The sequence below is a fragment of the Paenibacillus sp. NPDC093718 genome, from assembly GCF_050279985.1.
Taxonomy (GTDB): Bacteria; Bacillota; Bacilli; order Paenibacillales; family Paenibacillaceae; genus Paenibacillus_AQ.
Genome location: NZ_JBNNUS010000003.1, coordinates 201,536 through 216,341, shown reverse-complemented (window position 1 = coordinate 216,341; position 14,806 = coordinate 201,536). Strand labels below are relative to the sequence as shown.

Annotated in this window: 16 protein-coding genes and 1 riboswitch; of the genes, 11 read left to right on the top strand and 5 right to left on the bottom strand. The window is 51.5% G+C overall.

What is annotated here, in order from left to right:
* Positions 1-9: 9 nt before the first annotated feature.
* A complete protein-coding gene (locus ACQKPA_RS10845; protein ID WP_427492058.1) occupies positions 10-747 on the top strand; it encodes a hypothetical protein in 738 nt (245 codons plus the stop codon).
* A 188-nt stretch (positions 748-935) separates the two neighbouring features.
* A complete protein-coding gene (locus ACQKPA_RS10840) occupies positions 936-1,814 on the top strand; it encodes a M15 family metallopeptidase (protein ID WP_427492056.1) in 879 nt (292 codons plus the stop codon).
* A gap of 235 nt (positions 1,815-2,049) precedes the next feature.
* Here ACQKPA_RS10840 and ACQKPA_RS10835 read toward each other — a convergent pair whose 3' ends face one another.
* The gene (locus ACQKPA_RS10835) at positions 2,050-2,418 is read right to left on the bottom strand and encodes a hypothetical protein (RefSeq protein WP_427492054.1); all 369 of its coding nucleotides are present in this window, start codon (positions 2,416-2,418) and stop codon (positions 2,050-2,052) included.
* Between the two features lie 375 nt (positions 2,419-2,793).
* Here ACQKPA_RS10835 and ACQKPA_RS10830 point away from each other — a divergent pair, with 375 nt between their 5' ends.
* From ACQKPA_RS10830 to ACQKPA_RS10800, 7 genes are all read left to right on the top strand, one after another.
* Positions 2,794-3,618 carry a zinc ribbon domain-containing protein gene (locus tag ACQKPA_RS10830; RefSeq protein WP_427492052.1) on the top strand — a complete coding sequence of 275 codons (825 nt, stop codon included), beginning with the start codon at positions 2,794-2,796 and terminating at the stop codon, positions 3,616-3,618.
* Between the two features lie 97 nt (positions 3,619-3,715).
* Positions 3,716-4,615, top strand: a complete 900-nt coding sequence (locus ACQKPA_RS10825; RefSeq protein ID WP_427492050.1) for a TrmB family transcriptional regulator — start codon at positions 3,716-3,718, stop codon at positions 4,613-4,615.
* 235 nt (positions 4,616-4,850) lie between these two features.
* Entirely contained in the window at positions 4,851-5,156 is a 306-nt protein-coding gene (locus ACQKPA_RS10820; RefSeq protein ID WP_427492048.1) for a hypothetical protein, read from the top strand.
* Positions 5,157-5,278: 122 nt separating this feature from the next.
* Complete coding sequence (locus ACQKPA_RS10815; protein WP_427492046.1) at positions 5,279-6,376, top strand: metallophosphoesterase; 1,098 nt, start codon at positions 5,279-5,281, stop codon at positions 6,374-6,376.
* A 22-nt stretch (positions 6,377-6,398) separates the two neighbouring features.
* Positions 6,399-6,587 carry a hypothetical protein gene (locus ACQKPA_RS10810; RefSeq protein WP_427492044.1) on the top strand — a complete coding sequence of 63 codons (189 nt, stop codon included), beginning with the start codon at positions 6,399-6,401 and terminating at the stop codon, positions 6,585-6,587.
* Positions 6,588-6,753: 166 nt separating this feature from the next.
* A riboswitch (purine riboswitch) is annotated at positions 6,754-6,854 on the top strand.
* A 146-nt stretch (positions 6,855-7,000) separates the two neighbouring features.
* The gene (locus tag ACQKPA_RS10805; protein WP_427492042.1) at positions 7,001-7,570 is read left to right on the top strand and encodes a xanthine phosphoribosyltransferase; all 570 of its coding nucleotides are present in this window, start codon (positions 7,001-7,003) and stop codon (positions 7,568-7,570) included.
* Positions 7,571-7,609: 39 nt separating this feature from the next.
* Positions 7,610-8,971, top strand: coding sequence for a nucleobase:cation symporter-2 family protein (locus tag ACQKPA_RS10800; RefSeq protein WP_427492040.1), 1,362 nt, complete (start codon positions 7,610-7,612; stop codon positions 8,969-8,971).
* A gap of 237 nt (positions 8,972-9,208) precedes the next feature.
* On the opposite strand, the gene ACQKPA_RS10795 is transcribed toward ACQKPA_RS10800, so the two are convergent.
* The 4 genes from ACQKPA_RS10795 to ACQKPA_RS10780 all read right to left on the bottom strand — a co-directional run bounded on the left by ACQKPA_RS10795 (position 9,209) and on the right by ACQKPA_RS10780 (position 13,159).
* On the bottom strand, positions 9,209-9,547 hold the full coding sequence (locus tag ACQKPA_RS10795) for a DUF4870 domain-containing protein (RefSeq protein ID WP_100540077.1): 339 nt from the start codon (positions 9,545-9,547) through the stop codon (positions 9,209-9,211).
* Positions 9,548-9,646: 99 nt separating this feature from the next.
* On the bottom strand, positions 9,647-11,605 hold the full coding sequence (locus ACQKPA_RS10790) for an electron transport protein (protein WP_427492037.1): 1,959 nt from the start codon (positions 11,603-11,605) through the stop codon (positions 9,647-9,649).
* Positions 11,606-11,671: 66 nt separating this feature from the next.
* Positions 11,672-11,950: a transposase gene (locus ACQKPA_RS10785; RefSeq protein ID WP_071222066.1), complete on the bottom strand. Its 279-nt coding sequence runs from the start codon at positions 11,948-11,950 to the stop codon at positions 11,672-11,674.
* 162 nt (positions 11,951-12,112) lie between these two features.
* Positions 12,113-13,159, bottom strand: coding sequence for a serine hydrolase domain-containing protein (locus ACQKPA_RS10780; RefSeq protein WP_427492035.1), 1,047 nt, complete (start codon positions 13,157-13,159; stop codon positions 12,113-12,115).
* A 382-nt stretch (positions 13,160-13,541) separates the two neighbouring features.
* Here ACQKPA_RS10780 and ACQKPA_RS10775 point away from each other — a divergent pair, with 382 nt between their 5' ends.
* Both ACQKPA_RS10775 and map read left to right on the top strand, forming a co-directional pair.
* Positions 13,542-13,730 carry a hypothetical protein gene (locus ACQKPA_RS10775; RefSeq protein WP_006208082.1) on the top strand — a complete coding sequence of 63 codons (189 nt, stop codon included), beginning with the start codon at positions 13,542-13,544 and terminating at the stop codon, positions 13,728-13,730.
* A gap of 266 nt (positions 13,731-13,996) precedes the next feature.
* Positions 13,997-14,746 (top strand): type I methionyl aminopeptidase, encoded by a 750-nt coding sequence (map, locus tag ACQKPA_RS10770; protein ID WP_427492033.1) that lies wholly within the window; start codon positions 13,997-13,999, stop codon positions 14,744-14,746.
* The last annotated feature ends 60 nt before the right edge of the window (positions 14,747-14,806 follow it).

Sequence of the window (14,806 nt, the reverse complement as noted above, 5' to 3'; positions counted from 1 at the left end):
GTGTGGGTTATGGAATCTGCGGAATCGGCCGAACGGATCGGGTTGGTGATCGAACCCGGATGGTTAAAAGGGAAAGTGGATGGAGCGCCCGAATCTTCGGGGACCTATGAGGTCAGCGTTCAGGTAAAGACGCTAAGCCCTGCTGCCCGCGAGGCCGTGCTGGCTTATCTGGAGGAGGACCCGCAGGCGCTGTACCGCCTGCTTGCAGGGCAGGACGCCCCTTGGCTGGCCGAGCTGGCGCCGTCCCCCCTGCATGGCGAAGAGCCGGCCGCCGCTGCCCGCTGCACCTGCGGCCAAGCGGCCTGCGGGCACGCCGCAGCCTTGCTGGCTGCTGCGGCCCTGCGGCTTGCGGTTGAGCCGCTCCAGCAGCTGACGCTGCTGGGGCTGCCGCAGGAAGCGCTGCTGGCCGGCGTGTTCGACGCCTGGGCCAAAGCAGCTCCGCCGCAGGCAGGCGGCTCTGCCGCTGAGCAGGCCGCCCGCGCGAAGGAGAAGGGGCCGTCCGGCCCTTCTCCGGGCGAATGGGTGGCCGAAGCGGCGGCCGAGGGCCGATTGCACCGGCCCGGCCCGCAGCTTAGCGAGCTGGCGGTGCAGCTGTCACCGCCGCCTCCGGCAGATCAGCTGGGCCCAGTCGGCGACTGGACAAGCTTACTGCCTGGTGTTCGCGGCGCGTCCAAAGCGCTCAGCGTGATTGCCCGCAGCGCGGCCAAGCAAGCCGAGCAGAAGCGCCGCAGCTTGAAGTCGCCGTAAGGTTACCAATCCATCACAGAATTGTAATGAATTTGATAGATACGGCGCCATAAATCGGGGCAATCTGCCGGATTTCTGACGTAAACGGAGATTATCCGGGATGTTGCGACAGCCGCTCGTTTGTTCTGCTCATTCTGAATAAGGTACAATGGAAGCAGGACAAACCGTGGGAAAGGAAGAAGCCATAGATGAATGCATTTTCGGGAAAACGAACACGATTTACAAGCGCAATGCTGTCATCCTTGCTGTTAGCAGGAGCCATTCTGGCAGGCTGTCAATCGGATGATGCGGGTTCCGGTAAGGAACAGGGTCAGGAATTGCAGTCGCCGGCTGAGGGCCAGGAAGGAAACACGCTTCCCGAGGGCGGCGCGGGCAATGAAGAGACAGGGGCGGAGAATCAGCCGGCGGATCCGGTCATGGCGAAGCGGAGCGAGAATGCGCTTCAGGCCACGATCCAGGAAAGCGGCGGCAAGCAGGTTGTAACCAACGCAGAGGCGATGACGGTGGTTGTGAATAAGCAGCGCAGCTTGCCGGATGGTTATGAACCAAGTGACCTCGTGGAGCCGGATGTTCCATTTTCTTTTGATGAGCCGCACGAAAAACGGCATCTGAGAAAAGAAGCGGCGGACGCGCTCGAGGAATTGTTCGCTGCGGCCAAAGCAGACGGCATCGAGCTCCGGGCTGTATCGGGATACCGTTCTTATGCCCGTCAAAAAACGATATACGAGAATAATGTTCGTACCAAAGGGGAAGCCGAGGCTAACCGTGTAAGCGCGGTGCCGGGTACGAGTGAGCATCAGACAGGCCTTACGATAGACGTGTCCAGCCCTAGCGCAGGCAATGCGCTGGAGGAAGCGTTCGGTCATACGGAGGAAGGGCAGTGGCTGGCGCAACGCGCGCCGGAATTCGGCTTTATCATTCGTTATCCGGAAGGGGCCGAGGATATTACCGGCTATGTATACGAGCCGTGGCATATCCGTTATGTAGGCAAGGATCTGGCGCCGGATATTGCCGATAGCGGCTTGACGCTGGAGGAATACTTCGATGAGGCGAACATTAAACTGTAAGCTGTGCTAATAGTCGTGGGATAAACGGGACTTTTTATCCTTGTACCCTGGCTTGCGAATCTATAAAGTAGAACAGGACCTGCGCAGGACCGGGCGATGTTCTTGTTATACGAATGAATCCCGGGGCGGCTTGGCTCCGGGATTCATTCGTATTTTAAGAGATAAGAGAGCATAAACTTCAGAGGCTTACCATCCTGATCTCGCAAGAAAAACTTCCGCTAAATGCGGTCGGTCTTTACTTATTTAATGGCGAGTCCTCATAACCGGGATCATCGTAGCCGGTGTCGGTCAGCTTGCTGATGATGTTCATGTCCTCAATGGTTTTGCGGGTGCGTTCATCTCCATGTTCATGGAGAAAGTGGTAGAGATTGATCGTTCGTTCGTCGTATTGCTCGGCAGCATCGTCATGATCTGCCGACTTGTAAGGGACGAATGTGCGTTTAAACGCATACCGATCGCTGCTGCTGACTTCATAGAGCAGCCCCCTCAGCTTTGAGACCTCTTCATCATCCATATATACAACATATTCGTTCGTATCGTTCGGTACATCCTGGATCAGGTTGTGATTGACTGAAACATAATACGTCTTTTTATCGTTTGTCATATTAAATCCCTCCAGACTTCGGCAGCTAAGGGCTGCACGGCATAGGATGCGGCTGAGCCGACAGTATCCGGCATTGTACTGTCCAGTTTTCTAATCATATACACGTTCGGGGCCGGGATGAATCAGCCGTGCAGTTGGAAGGGGCTTCCTTTTTCACATGGGGCAAGGAATTTGGTATGATAGAATCACCATGGCGGCAGTATACTGGACGATGAGGAGCATAGATCATCACATCGAGTAGTATGCGAACGGTAAAAATATGGGATGGCCGGTTTATGGCTAGTTAAAAATCGTTAATAACCTTAATGAAGTGATATGACAATGTGCCGGCGGCCCGCCGGTGAATCGGGATATGAGAAAGAGGAGGATTCATAAATGAATATTTTACAAAAGCTTAAGGACGGAGCCAACCGCGCAACGGAAAAGGCGCAGCACGTGGTGGAAGTGAATAAACTCAACAGCCAAATTTCCGAAATCGAACAGCAGAAGAACTCATATTACTTACAGATGGGTAAAGTGTTCTATGAGGGCTACCGTCAGCAGGACATGACGATGGCAGAAAAAGAAATGGTTGAGCTTGCGCAAACCTGCGATGGATTGCAGGAGCAAATTGAAGCGATTCGGAACCGCATTGCGGTCCTCAAGAATGAGCGGGTCTGTGAATGCGGGCGGGTGGTCGCGCTGGATGCGAATTTCTGTCCGTACTGCGGAAACAAGCTTGCTAATTTGATTCACCCTGAGCAGTCAGCATCGGATGAACCAAGGGAGTCTGAACGTAAGATCGTATTTGATAAACATGAATATGCAGCGGCTGAAGAACAACAACAGGAACAGGATGAATTGCCTACCTACGATTACCGTTCGAATCCGGATCCATACGAGCCGGACATGTATGAGCCGGAGCCGGAACGGCAGTACGAGGAATTGGATCTCTCTGAACCTGAGGTTGATCCGGAACAGCTGCGTATCGAGCAGGAAGAGCAGGAGAAGGAGCGCCGTCACTGGGAAGAACTCGAGCGGGAGCGGGAGAGGCAGCTGGAACTGGACCGCCGCATTCGTTTCTGGCAGGAGAATAACCAAAGTCAGGACTATGTTGGTGATGATGAGGCGACGCGCGATATGGTGAAGTGCCAGATTTGCAGTGTCGACCTGCCAAAAGGCTCGAAATGGTGTCCGCGCTGTGGAGCTGAACAGATTTAAGATATAGGGATTCGGACGATCATGCCCTTGCGCGAGTGTGAATAAGACAGTGTGAATGATAGAGCAAGCGTTCGAGCATCTTGGGAGGACTAATATTATGGAACAATTGCTGCATCATTTGCGGAATTTGGGATTTACGGAGATTGAATCGAAAATTATGGTAGACCTTGCCGAGTATGGGCCGGCGGGTGGTTATGAGGTAGCAAAACGACTTGGAGCTTCACGTTCTAATGTCTATGCAGCCATGCAGCGTTTGGAGCGGCAAGGGGCACTTGAGCGAATGGACGGGGAACCCGTCCGTTACCGTTCGCTGAAACCGGAGGAATTGACGAGGATGATATCCGGCCGTGTGGAGGCATCACTCGCTTTTGTTGAGAAGAGCTTGCCGCGAGGAAGCGGCACGGCCGCTCCCTTCCTCAGTATGGAGGGAGATCAGGCGGTGCTTGATGTTCTCGCCCGGGAATTGAAGCGAGCGAAACAGGAGATCGTGGTTGACGTCTGGCGTGAAGAAGCTTCGCTTCTGCGTGAACCGCTGGCTGAGGCGGAGGCTAGGGGAGTCAAGGTGCTGTGGGCTTGTGACGGCCCGGACCAAGGCCTCTCAAGAACGCTGGCGTGGCCTGGGTGGAACGGACTTGCGGAGCGCCGGGGAGGCGGCCGGAAATTCTCCTTTGTTGTGGATCGGCAGTGGTGCATACTAGGGATGCGCGGCGGGGAATATGATACAGGAGCGGTCATCACGGAGCATCCGGTACTGGCGGAGCTGTTGCTGCACCATTTTACTCAGGAGATGGTATTGTTCCAGCTTGAACAGGACATGGGTGAGCAGCTGGAAGCCCGTTATGGAGAGCACTTTGGTCTGATTCAGAGCCAGTACCTTAATGCGGAAGCCGACGCTGAAGCTCAGGAAGACAAGGCTGAATCCAAATCCAACTCACCAGCGGATGATGAAGCTGATTCTGACCCAATGGACGAGGATAGCAATCGTAATACGGCCTAGGGTTCCGACTGGTACATGAGGAGGCCCGCCCAGAAGTGACTTTTATCACAGTTAGGCATCATGGTTCATCGTACAATGTAATAAACATAAAGATAAGGAACGCCGGGATTTATCTTGGCGTTTATTTGCTTAAGAACCGCAGGCAGGTGGGAATGAATGTTGTAGCTGGCAAGAGTATGAATGAAGCGGTCTTCAATCGCAATCATGACAACCAAGAGAAGGGGGATGAATGAGCATGGAATGCATCGTTCATTTTACAGTGGGACATAAGGAGGGACCCAAGAAGCTCCGAGGATTGATTTTTGTTGATAAAGGAGAGAATCCTACAGGTCAGCAGCTGCTCGATATGTTTCATGAAATGGAGTATAAGGTGGTACCTGACCCGCATGATGAGCTTCTATTTAAACCGGAAAATCCCACGGAAAGTTATACTTATATACGTGTGAACGAACTCGATATGGGTCAAGAAAAATATACGGAAGACCGTAATCTGAAATCGCTGCTGAACGAGCTGCTGCCTAAACAACGCACGGGCTTATAACGGCTTGCTGGAGATCATTATGATACTTGGAAAGAAATGAACAACCCCATCTGCCTTTCGCTAGCGTCCGCTGGGATTCGTGAAATCCGCTTGTTATAATGGATGTACGGAAGGGGATGGAGATGTTTATTTTTGCAGGAATCGTAGCATTATTGATTTACGGCTTGCTGGTTTATTATATTGGCCGAAGCGTATGGAGCTGGATGAAACCGGGTTCGTCCATTATGCTCAAATGGATATACATAGTCGTGCTGACCGTTGTTTCGACATCGTTTATTTCAGGGCGGTTCTTCGGTAACCTCACGGTGCTGAGCGTGATAGGATCGTATTGGATGGCTATTTTCTATGTCCTGATCATCCTGCTCCCGTTGATGCACATCATGCTGTGGCTGTTAAGATTGACGGCATTGCGAAGAGAGGGCCTGAAGAAGGCGGCGGGATTTATCGTGTTGGTGCTATTGGTCGTTGTGATCGGCTTCGGTTCTTTTAATGCTTATAGTCCAACGGTTCGCGCATATGATATTCGCGTGGACAAGGACGCCGGCACACTTGAGGAGCTGAATATTGTCATGGCGTCCGATATGCACTTCGGCGTTCTGTCAGGTAAAGCCCACGCTGCCCGCATGGTGAAGGAGATCAATGACTTAAAGCCGGATCTGGTATTGTTTCCAGGCGATATCATCGATGACGATCTGGATGCCTATTTAAGCCAGGGGATCGATCAGATCCTGGCCGGTATCCAGGCAACGTATGGCGTGTATGCCTCGCTTGGCAATCATGACCGATTCGATGGCGAAATGCCGGAACTGATCGCGGCTCTTGAGCATAGCGGCATGACCGTGCTGTATGATGAGAAATTGACGGTCGAGGGACTGACGCTGGTTGGCAGACGGGATAAACAGGATCAGGAGCGGGCCGAATTGTCCACGATCATGGATGGGTCCGATCTATCCAAGCCGATCTTTGTGCTCGATCACCAGCCGAATGCGCTGGAGGAAGCACAGCAGCAGGGCGTAGACCTTATCGTTTCTGGGCACACGCACCGCGGGCAGGTATTCCCGGCACATCTGATTACGGAGGCCATGTTCGAGAATGATTGGGGGTATCTGCAAAAAGGCCAGATGCATTCCATCGTGTCCTCGGGCTACGGTTTCTGGGGACCGCCGATTCGTCTGGGCTCCCGCTCCGAGATTGTACAGATCCATGTTACATTTCAATAGATGATATTGAGGGGTATACCGGGTGAACGCAGGTTTAACGGCCGGGGACATGGATCTGGAAGGGAATGGGAGTGATATCCTGTTCCGCTGGCAGCAAGCTCACGTTGGAACATATACGCTTCGAATCCAGCTGGTTGATGTGAGCGGCGATGTACCCCTGTCCATCGGTGATTCCCTGGAATGGATAATTGAAGTTATACCTACAAGTTAATTCAGCTAGGAAGGCTATCCCATGAAACATATGGGGCAGCCTTTTTTTCGTTTAATTGACCGGTAGTTTATTATTTCCGTAAATTTTCACTTTATTTTTTCATAGGGAATGCGTTATACTTCATTCATTCGGAAATATACCATGTACACGCAAGCATTCCAAGGAAATTGGATATCATACATTTTCTCGTATAGGTGCAGGAATTGGCCTGCATGTCTCTACCCGATCACCGGAAATGATTGGACTACGGGTTATAACAGCAGCAGCGGACAAGCCAGGTCAATTCCATTGACGTGATGTCACGGTGCGTTTTTGCTGCTTATGCCCACTTGTTTCTTTCCCGGCGATTCGGTGAAAGGAGGAAGTGGGCTTTTTTTTGCTTGGAATGTGAACAAATTTTAAGGGGGAGCATCATGCAATTACTGCAGAACAAAGTGAAAGAGGAAGGCATTGTATTAAGCGGACAGGTACTGAAGGTGGATTCGTTCCTGAACCACCAGATGGATCCGGTATTGATGAAAGAGGTAGGAAAGGAATTTACACGGTTGTTCAAGGAAGCGAACGTGACTCGTGTATTGACCATCGAATCCTCCGGCATCGCGCCCGGCATTATGACCGCGCTTGAAATGGAAGTGCCTCTCATCTTTGCACGGAAGCAGAAGTCGCTGACGCTCCGTGAGGATATATTCGTGGAGAAGGTATACTCCTTCACCAAGCAGGAGACAAACGAAATTACGGTCGCGAAGAAATTCATCAAGCCCGGCGATAAAGTGCTGATCGTGGATGACTTCCTTGCCAATGGCGAAGCGGCATTCGGACTTGCCCGCATCGTAGAGCAGGCGGGTGCCGAAGTGGCAGGCATCGGGATCGTCATTGAAAAAGCGTTTCAGCCAGGAGGACGTTTGCTGGCCGAAGCGGGATACCGTGTAGAATCGCTCGTACGTATTGCGTCACTTGAAGATGGCGTAGTGACATTCGCATAGAACGAAAGCCAACAACATATTGGGAGGAATCAAGAAGCCATGGAACAACAGAAACAAGCGGTGCAAGAACCGATTTTTGATAAAAATCGGAGTCCAGGTAAAACCTTTTCACTAGGTTTGCAGCATGTATTGGCAATGTACGCAGGGGCGATCATCGTACCGCTTATCGTTGGTGGTGCACTCGGTCTAACGACAGAGCAGCTGACTTATCTCATCGCCATCGACCTGCTTGCATGCGGGGTCGCAACCTTGCTGCAGGTGTTCGGCAACAAGTACTTCGGTATCGGTCTTCCGGTCATGCTCGGCTGCGCGTTCCAGGCAGTAGGTCCGATGATCATTATCGGACAGCAGCACGGGATGTCGGCTATTTACGGAGCGATTATTGCTTCCGGTTTATTTGTCATTCTGTTCTCCGGTTTATTCGGCAAACTGATTAAGGTATTCCCGCCTGTCGTTACAGGCTCTGTTGTTACGATTATCGGTTTGACACTGATTCCCGTAGCTTTGAATGACCTTGGCGGCGGTCAAGGCAGCGAGGATTTTGGCAGCGCATTGAACATTTCCCTCGGCTTCGGCGTTCTTGCATTCATTATTATCATGAATCGGTTTGCCAAAGGTTTCTGGCGATCGATATCGGTTCTTCTGGGTCTTATTCTAGGCACCGTGGTAGCCGCATTCTACGGTGGAGTGGATTTAACCCCGCTTCGCGAAGCCGGCTGGTTCCGTGCTCCGCAACCCTTCTATTTTGGTACGCCGGAGTTTAAAATCGTTCCGATCATGACAATGATACTGGTGGCAATTGTCAGCGTTGCCGAATCGACGGGCGTATTTATGGCGCTTGGCAAAATCGTGGATCGCGACATCACCTCCAAGGATCTGTCTCGTGGTTATCGTGCGGAGGGTCTTGCGATTGTGGTCGGCGGTATTTTCAATTCATTTCCTTACACCACTTACTCTCAAAACGTTGGTTTGATTCAGATGAGCCGCGTGAAGACGCGCGACGTGATCGTTGTGGCAGGCGGCTTGCTCGTATTGATCGGATTTGTACCGAAGATTGCCGCCATGACACAGCTTGTACCGACTTCGGTTCTCGGTGGAGCGATGGTAGCCCTGTTCGGCATGGTTGTATCTTCCGGTATTCGGATGTTAGGAGATCAAGTAGACCTTAACCGTCACGAGAACCTGTTCATTATTGCGTGTTCCGTCGGCATGGGCCTTGGTGTGACAACCGTACCGGGTCTGTTCGCAAGTCTGCCTGACAACCTGCGCATTCTTGCGGATAACGGCATCGTGGCGGGCAGCTTGACCGCGATTGTGCTGAACCTGATCTTTAACGGCTTGAAATATACGAAGCCCACTCATACAGAGCAAGGTGATACAGCAGAAGGGCATGCTGCATAAGCAATGCCCACTGAAAGCAGCCGGGTGACCTCCGGCTGTTTTTTTAGTTGATAAGAAAGTAACAATTTCAGAGGCTAACCCTCCTTATCTCGTAAGAAAAACTTTCTCGACTAGCGGTCTGGCTTCTGCAGACAGGACGTCGATAGACGTTTTTCTTTTGAATTAGTCCTGTTGGATCCAACCCAAAACGGCTGCCTCCATAGAGTGGAGGCAGCCGTTTTGCGTGATGTATAAGCTTTAGACGCGCTGCATTTGTTTCTCTGCAATATTGCCGATCCAGGGCAGCTTGAACCATTTTCCCTGAATGGCGTTTGCCATAAGCACCAGCCACATCAAGACGCCGACCAGCGCCAGAAGGGCGGAGGCCAGAAGGCCGATGATGGGCACCGCGCTCGACAGCAGGTGAGCGACGGCCAGGACGCCAAAGGCCAGCAAGGACTGCAGAGCATGAAATATGACGTAGCGGCTTCTCTTTTCTAATGAAAGAAACAGAATTCCTCCGACCATGGGAAAAAGATAGCACAGCGTAGCCGCCAGATTCTCGGGAAGTCCTGTGGACGATTTGAAAGGGGACATCTCATCAACTCCTTGTCTTAGACCGGTTCTGGGGTAGGGCAAGCTTTATACCTTACCTTATGAGCCGATGGGACAAAGTATGATGGTTAAATCCCGAACTTATTTCATTTTCAATTGCAGCAGATATTTCACGAGAGCATCCTGCTGCTCCTGCGTGAACCCGCTGCTTTCGTCCACCCAGAACTCATGTCCCTGACCGGTGACATGGGTGTCTTTCAGTCTTGAATCCTTGCGGTTCGCCTCGACGACCTGCAGTCTCAGCTTACGGTCTATCAGGGCTTTCAGGCTGTTGTAAGGGTCTGGTTGAATCCCTTTCATAAGCGTGTGTGATACGCCGGTTTGCGTCAGCTTAGGCCCGACCGCTACGCCGCCGTCGTGCAAATACGGTGCGGACCAGCGAAGACCGATCAACCCTTTGACCTTATAACCGCCGCCCGATGTATGGCCGAAGCCCAACTTGATCTGCTCCGGGTCGATATCATCCAGCGGAATTTTGGTTATTTTGGCACCCGGAGGGATTGGGACAGGCGTGTCGGGCGGGTAGAACTCCGCATCGCCAAAAGCATTCTGCGTGCGCTGGAAGGCTTTTGCCCTTGCGGGCTCGGTACCGATTTCTGCCGCGCGCATAACGCGGTTATTCGTATAGAAGTCACCAGCGTGGCACGTAATGCATTGCGCTTTTTTGAATACTTCCGCTCCGAGGTTGATCGTCTTGGCGTCGGAGATATCCTTGGTATCCGTTTCCGGCGGACGGATCGTATTCTGGTAGGCGGACATGGCGTTCACCTGCTCCCCGGCTTTGAAGCCCGGCGAGCTGATGTACAGCCCGTTCGGTGCGATGGCTGAAACCTTCGGGAAATTCGGAATCTTCACAACCTTATTCACGCCGGGGGTGCCGGGATTGGGATCCAGCCGGTTAAAGAATTCGATGGGCTTCAGCCCGCTGCCCGGATCATAGCGAAACTTGCGATGGGCTGCATTTTGCAGAATGGTGCCCACATAAATCTCTTTGTCGATTCCCCACATCGGTTCGCTAACCTCGGTTTGACTCAAGGTATCCGTGTTCTGGGCGTGAACATTGTTGCTGAAGGTGCTAAGTCCCTTGAAGGGCCCCGCGGCAGCGAAGCCGCTCCAGCTGTATGGATGATCGCCCTTCGTAAACATATCGGGAATTTGGGTCACGTCACTGACCAGATCCGCGGTTGTATCGAACGTGCCGGGCATCCATTTAACCAGATTTTCGTCAACGGCTTTTTCCAGCAGGGCGGAATCCGGCAGCGCTTCGGTTTTTCCTTTGGAGTTTACAATCGTACGCTGCTCGTTCTTTACATAATCGACCAGGCTCGTAATGTCCGTATGATTAAAATAAGCCGCGCTATTCGGGGCCAGTGCCAGCATTAAACCGAGGTTCAGATCGGAGTTGGGCGCGCCCTCGACGATCATTCCCGTTTCACGGTTGACGGTCGCATGGCAGGCCATGCAGCTAACACCGATGCGGGCTTTGCCTTCGGCATATTTAACCGTAACGCCAATGGGGGCATAGGCGCCTTTGGCTACATCGAAGCCTGTATCAATCTTATCTCCCTTGCGGAAGGATTTGTCGCCGATCGTCACATCCTGATCGAGTTCAACGCGTAAATTGGTTGTTCCCCGTCCCTTCAGCTCGGCGATAGCTTTTGCAACGTTTTTTAGCTTCATCGGACCATCGACGATCCCCAAGATATCAGTTAAAAACACCTCATTGCCAAAGGATTCCTCATATAGTGTACGACGCCCTAGGGCAAGCAGTTCTTTTGTCACCTCAACGGCGCCATGGGCGGCTGTTAAGCGGGGATCCTGATCCTTCAGGGCGGTACCGGGAACCGTAAGCGTCTTTCCCCAGATATCATACTGGCGAATAAAACCCGTTTGCTGGGCTTGGATTTGCGTAGCATTTTCCAATTTATGTGCAGGCGGTAAATAGGCGTATTCCGGCTCCATGAAATAAGCAGCAAGCCATAAGGCCCCTACAACGGTGATCGGGATCAGCCATAGCAGGAGCCGCTTCGATTTTCGCATGTCATATCACCCTTTTTTATAAGCAGATCTGATGAATCATCTCTTCACTGCCGATATACAAGGGCTTTAGTCTACATGCACATCATGGCGCAGCGGTGATTCGGCATTAACTTGCTTATCAGGACCTTTCTCTTTTGGAACCAGGCGCTCGTCTGTCATGCCTCGATGGTGGTTTTCAAAATCATACTCCGCCAGCCGCCACTCCGTGGAGCCCTTCTGCGGATCGAACGGAAATTCCTCGCCGCGTTTTAAATATTCCTCCCGTCCCCATTCATTCGTGTATGTTCCGTCTACTTCAACCTCTTCTCGCGAAATAGGGTGGAGATCCTTGTCTTTTCCGGACATGTCGCATGCTCCTCTCAGGCTTGATTTTAGAAATGATTCATATCGCATAAAGTAACCAGAAAGAGGAGGTACTATCCGCTGAAATTTGCATGTAAGTCAGATACGGTCTCGGGAAAGAACCGAGTGCTCCTAAGTGCAGGGAGGACCTAAGTTGACGATCTGTCAGCTGCCTGAGGATAATGAAGCAGGTTTTGACTTTAAGTCATCAAGAATATAGCGCTCCAGCAGAGAGCGTGGGTTCTTCCAGCGGCTGACCTTGCTGTCGGCAGTAAATACGACGACCGTATCCAATTGGGGAAAAAGGTAGATTTGCTGTCCTCCATGGCCGTGTGCAAGAGCGAAGGGAGTCCCGTTCTGAATGCCGGTCCACCACTGGAAACCGTAATCCCCAAAGGCGGGATAGCCCTTGACCTGCGGAGCGAGGGCTTGCTTAAGCCATGATTCCGGGATGAGCGTGGTGCCTTGCCAACGTCCCCCATTCAGGCAGCAAAGCCCGAATTTGGCCATGTCGCGGGAGGTAAGATAGAGGCCAACGTGACCCATGCTGTGGCCCTCGGGACTTGGGGACCAGGCGGCATGGCGAATGCCGAGCGGCTCGAATAAATATTGTCTGGCATAGGTGTAAGCATCCATTCCCGTAGCCTCGCTAATGGCAACGGAGAGCAGATGGGAATCCGTGCTCCGATATTGGAAGAGGCCCATTTCCTGTTCCATGACAGGGAGGGATAGCGCGAAGCTTGTCCACTTCCGGTTGCGGTGGAATCGGTGAATGAGCGGTTCCCCTAGCTTTTTACCGGTTTGCCACGCAAAACCTGAGGTCATCGTCAACAGATGATGAAGGGAAACCTTGTGTAATAGCGGATGGGCTCGTTCGGGAACATATCGATGGAAAATATCCATTACAGAGGAATTCAGATCAGGTAACTCGCCGCGTGAGTGGGCGATGCCGCATAACGCTGACGTAAAACTCTTGGTAGCGGACCTGAGATCGTTCAGCGAGGAAACGCCATGACCGTTGTAATAGCGTTCATAGATGAGTTTGCCGGCATACAGCAGGAGAAAGCTGCGCATTTTCGGATATTGTTTCTGAATGATCAGGTCGACCTGATCAAGCGAATCGAGGTGCAGCCCTGCCTCATGAGGCTCAGCGGCAGGAATAGGTGATCCTAAATCGACAGGGGAATGCAGGATAGACTGTGAGTTCGGCATGAGCTGTAGGCCTCCTTGTATCTAGAATATGTTATTCTGCGTATCCATTTGTGATATTCGCTGATTTCTGGAGCGCGGGAGGTTCGTTTGAATGTATCTTAACCAATTCCGGGGATAAAGGATGATCTGATGAAAAAACATAGACCAAAAAACATTTTTTGGGAAAGATGAAACAAACAGAAGAATATGATATAATATATTAATGATTCAGTTGCATGCTGTTAGGGTATGTATAGTGTCAGGTGCATTGGTAAGTTGCTGAATATCAACCTAATGGTCACCGTAAGAACTGCAATATGGCTTCAACTTAATGAGGTAGATCTTTTCGGCATTCTCTTTAAACGGAGTAATTTTATTCCACACGTTTTGGGAGGGATCCATCATGGCAACGAAAGGTCACAATGAGGTTAAGGAAAGTCTGCGGGAAATGACACGAATTTTCCGGCCTAAAGATCCGAAAAAATTTGTAAAGGAGTATGTCCGGAAGTACCATATTATGGGGGGCTATGAAGAAGAGCTTACACTTGTTGTTGAGCATGAACTTGGCAAGCTGAATTCCTCCGTTTCGTAACCTGTAATAGCACCTGGTCTATAGAAATAACCAACACGCATCGCATCTTCACCTTGTTAATGACTAATGATATGAACCATTTAGAGTTTATGGTTAAACCGTTTTTGGGGCAAATGTCCCGAAAGCGGTTTTTTTGCGTTTGCCAGTCCCCGTTAAGTCAACAGGCTCATCTCCTCGGAAAGTCTATTTCCTGGGGGAATTTTGCATCTGTCCCTACATATATTGTTAGCAATCGATCCGATAAGGATATAAGGGAGTGGACAGATGTGAGGACACAGCTCAGACGGAAGGAAGAAATCGGATATATCCGCGAGGCGGGACGTATACTGGCTGCGTGTCACCATGAAATAGCGAAAGTCATCAAACCGGGAATCACAACGAGCGAGATCGATGCCAGGGTCGAGAGATTTTTGGAGAAGAATGGGGCTTTGCCCGAGCAAAAAGGATATAAAGGATTTCCATACGCAACTTGTGCATCGGTCAATGAGGTGGTGTGCCATGGATTCCCCGATCAGCGGCCGCTGCAATCCGGGGATGTTGTGACCATTGATATGGTGGTGAATAAGAACGGGTGGCTGGCGGATTCCGGCTGGACCTATGCGGTAGATCGGGTTTCAAGGGAAGTATACCAGCTGATGCAGCACACCCATGAAGCGCTGTTTAAAGGGATCGAGGCCGCTCGACACGGCGCAACCTTGGGCGACGTAGGTTATGCCATTGAACAGGTTGCCAAAAGGGAAGGCTACGGGATCGTCAAATCGCTTGTCGGTCATGGCATCGGCCGCGCCATCCACGAGCCGCCCGATGTCCCGAACTATGGCATTCCAGGAAGGGGACTTAAACTCAAAGAAGGAATGGTCATTACCATTGAACCTGTTTTTACCCTGGGCCCCTCGGGTGCCGTGTTCTGGGGGGATGACGGCTGGACCATTTCCAGTGCGGACGGATCGGTGGGCGTCCAGTATGAGCATACGATTGCTATTACGCGTGGAGAAGCTGTTATCCTGACGGATTAAGATGCCGAAAAATATACCATAATAATAGGAGGTTTTCTTCGTGAGGCATCAGGGCTTTTC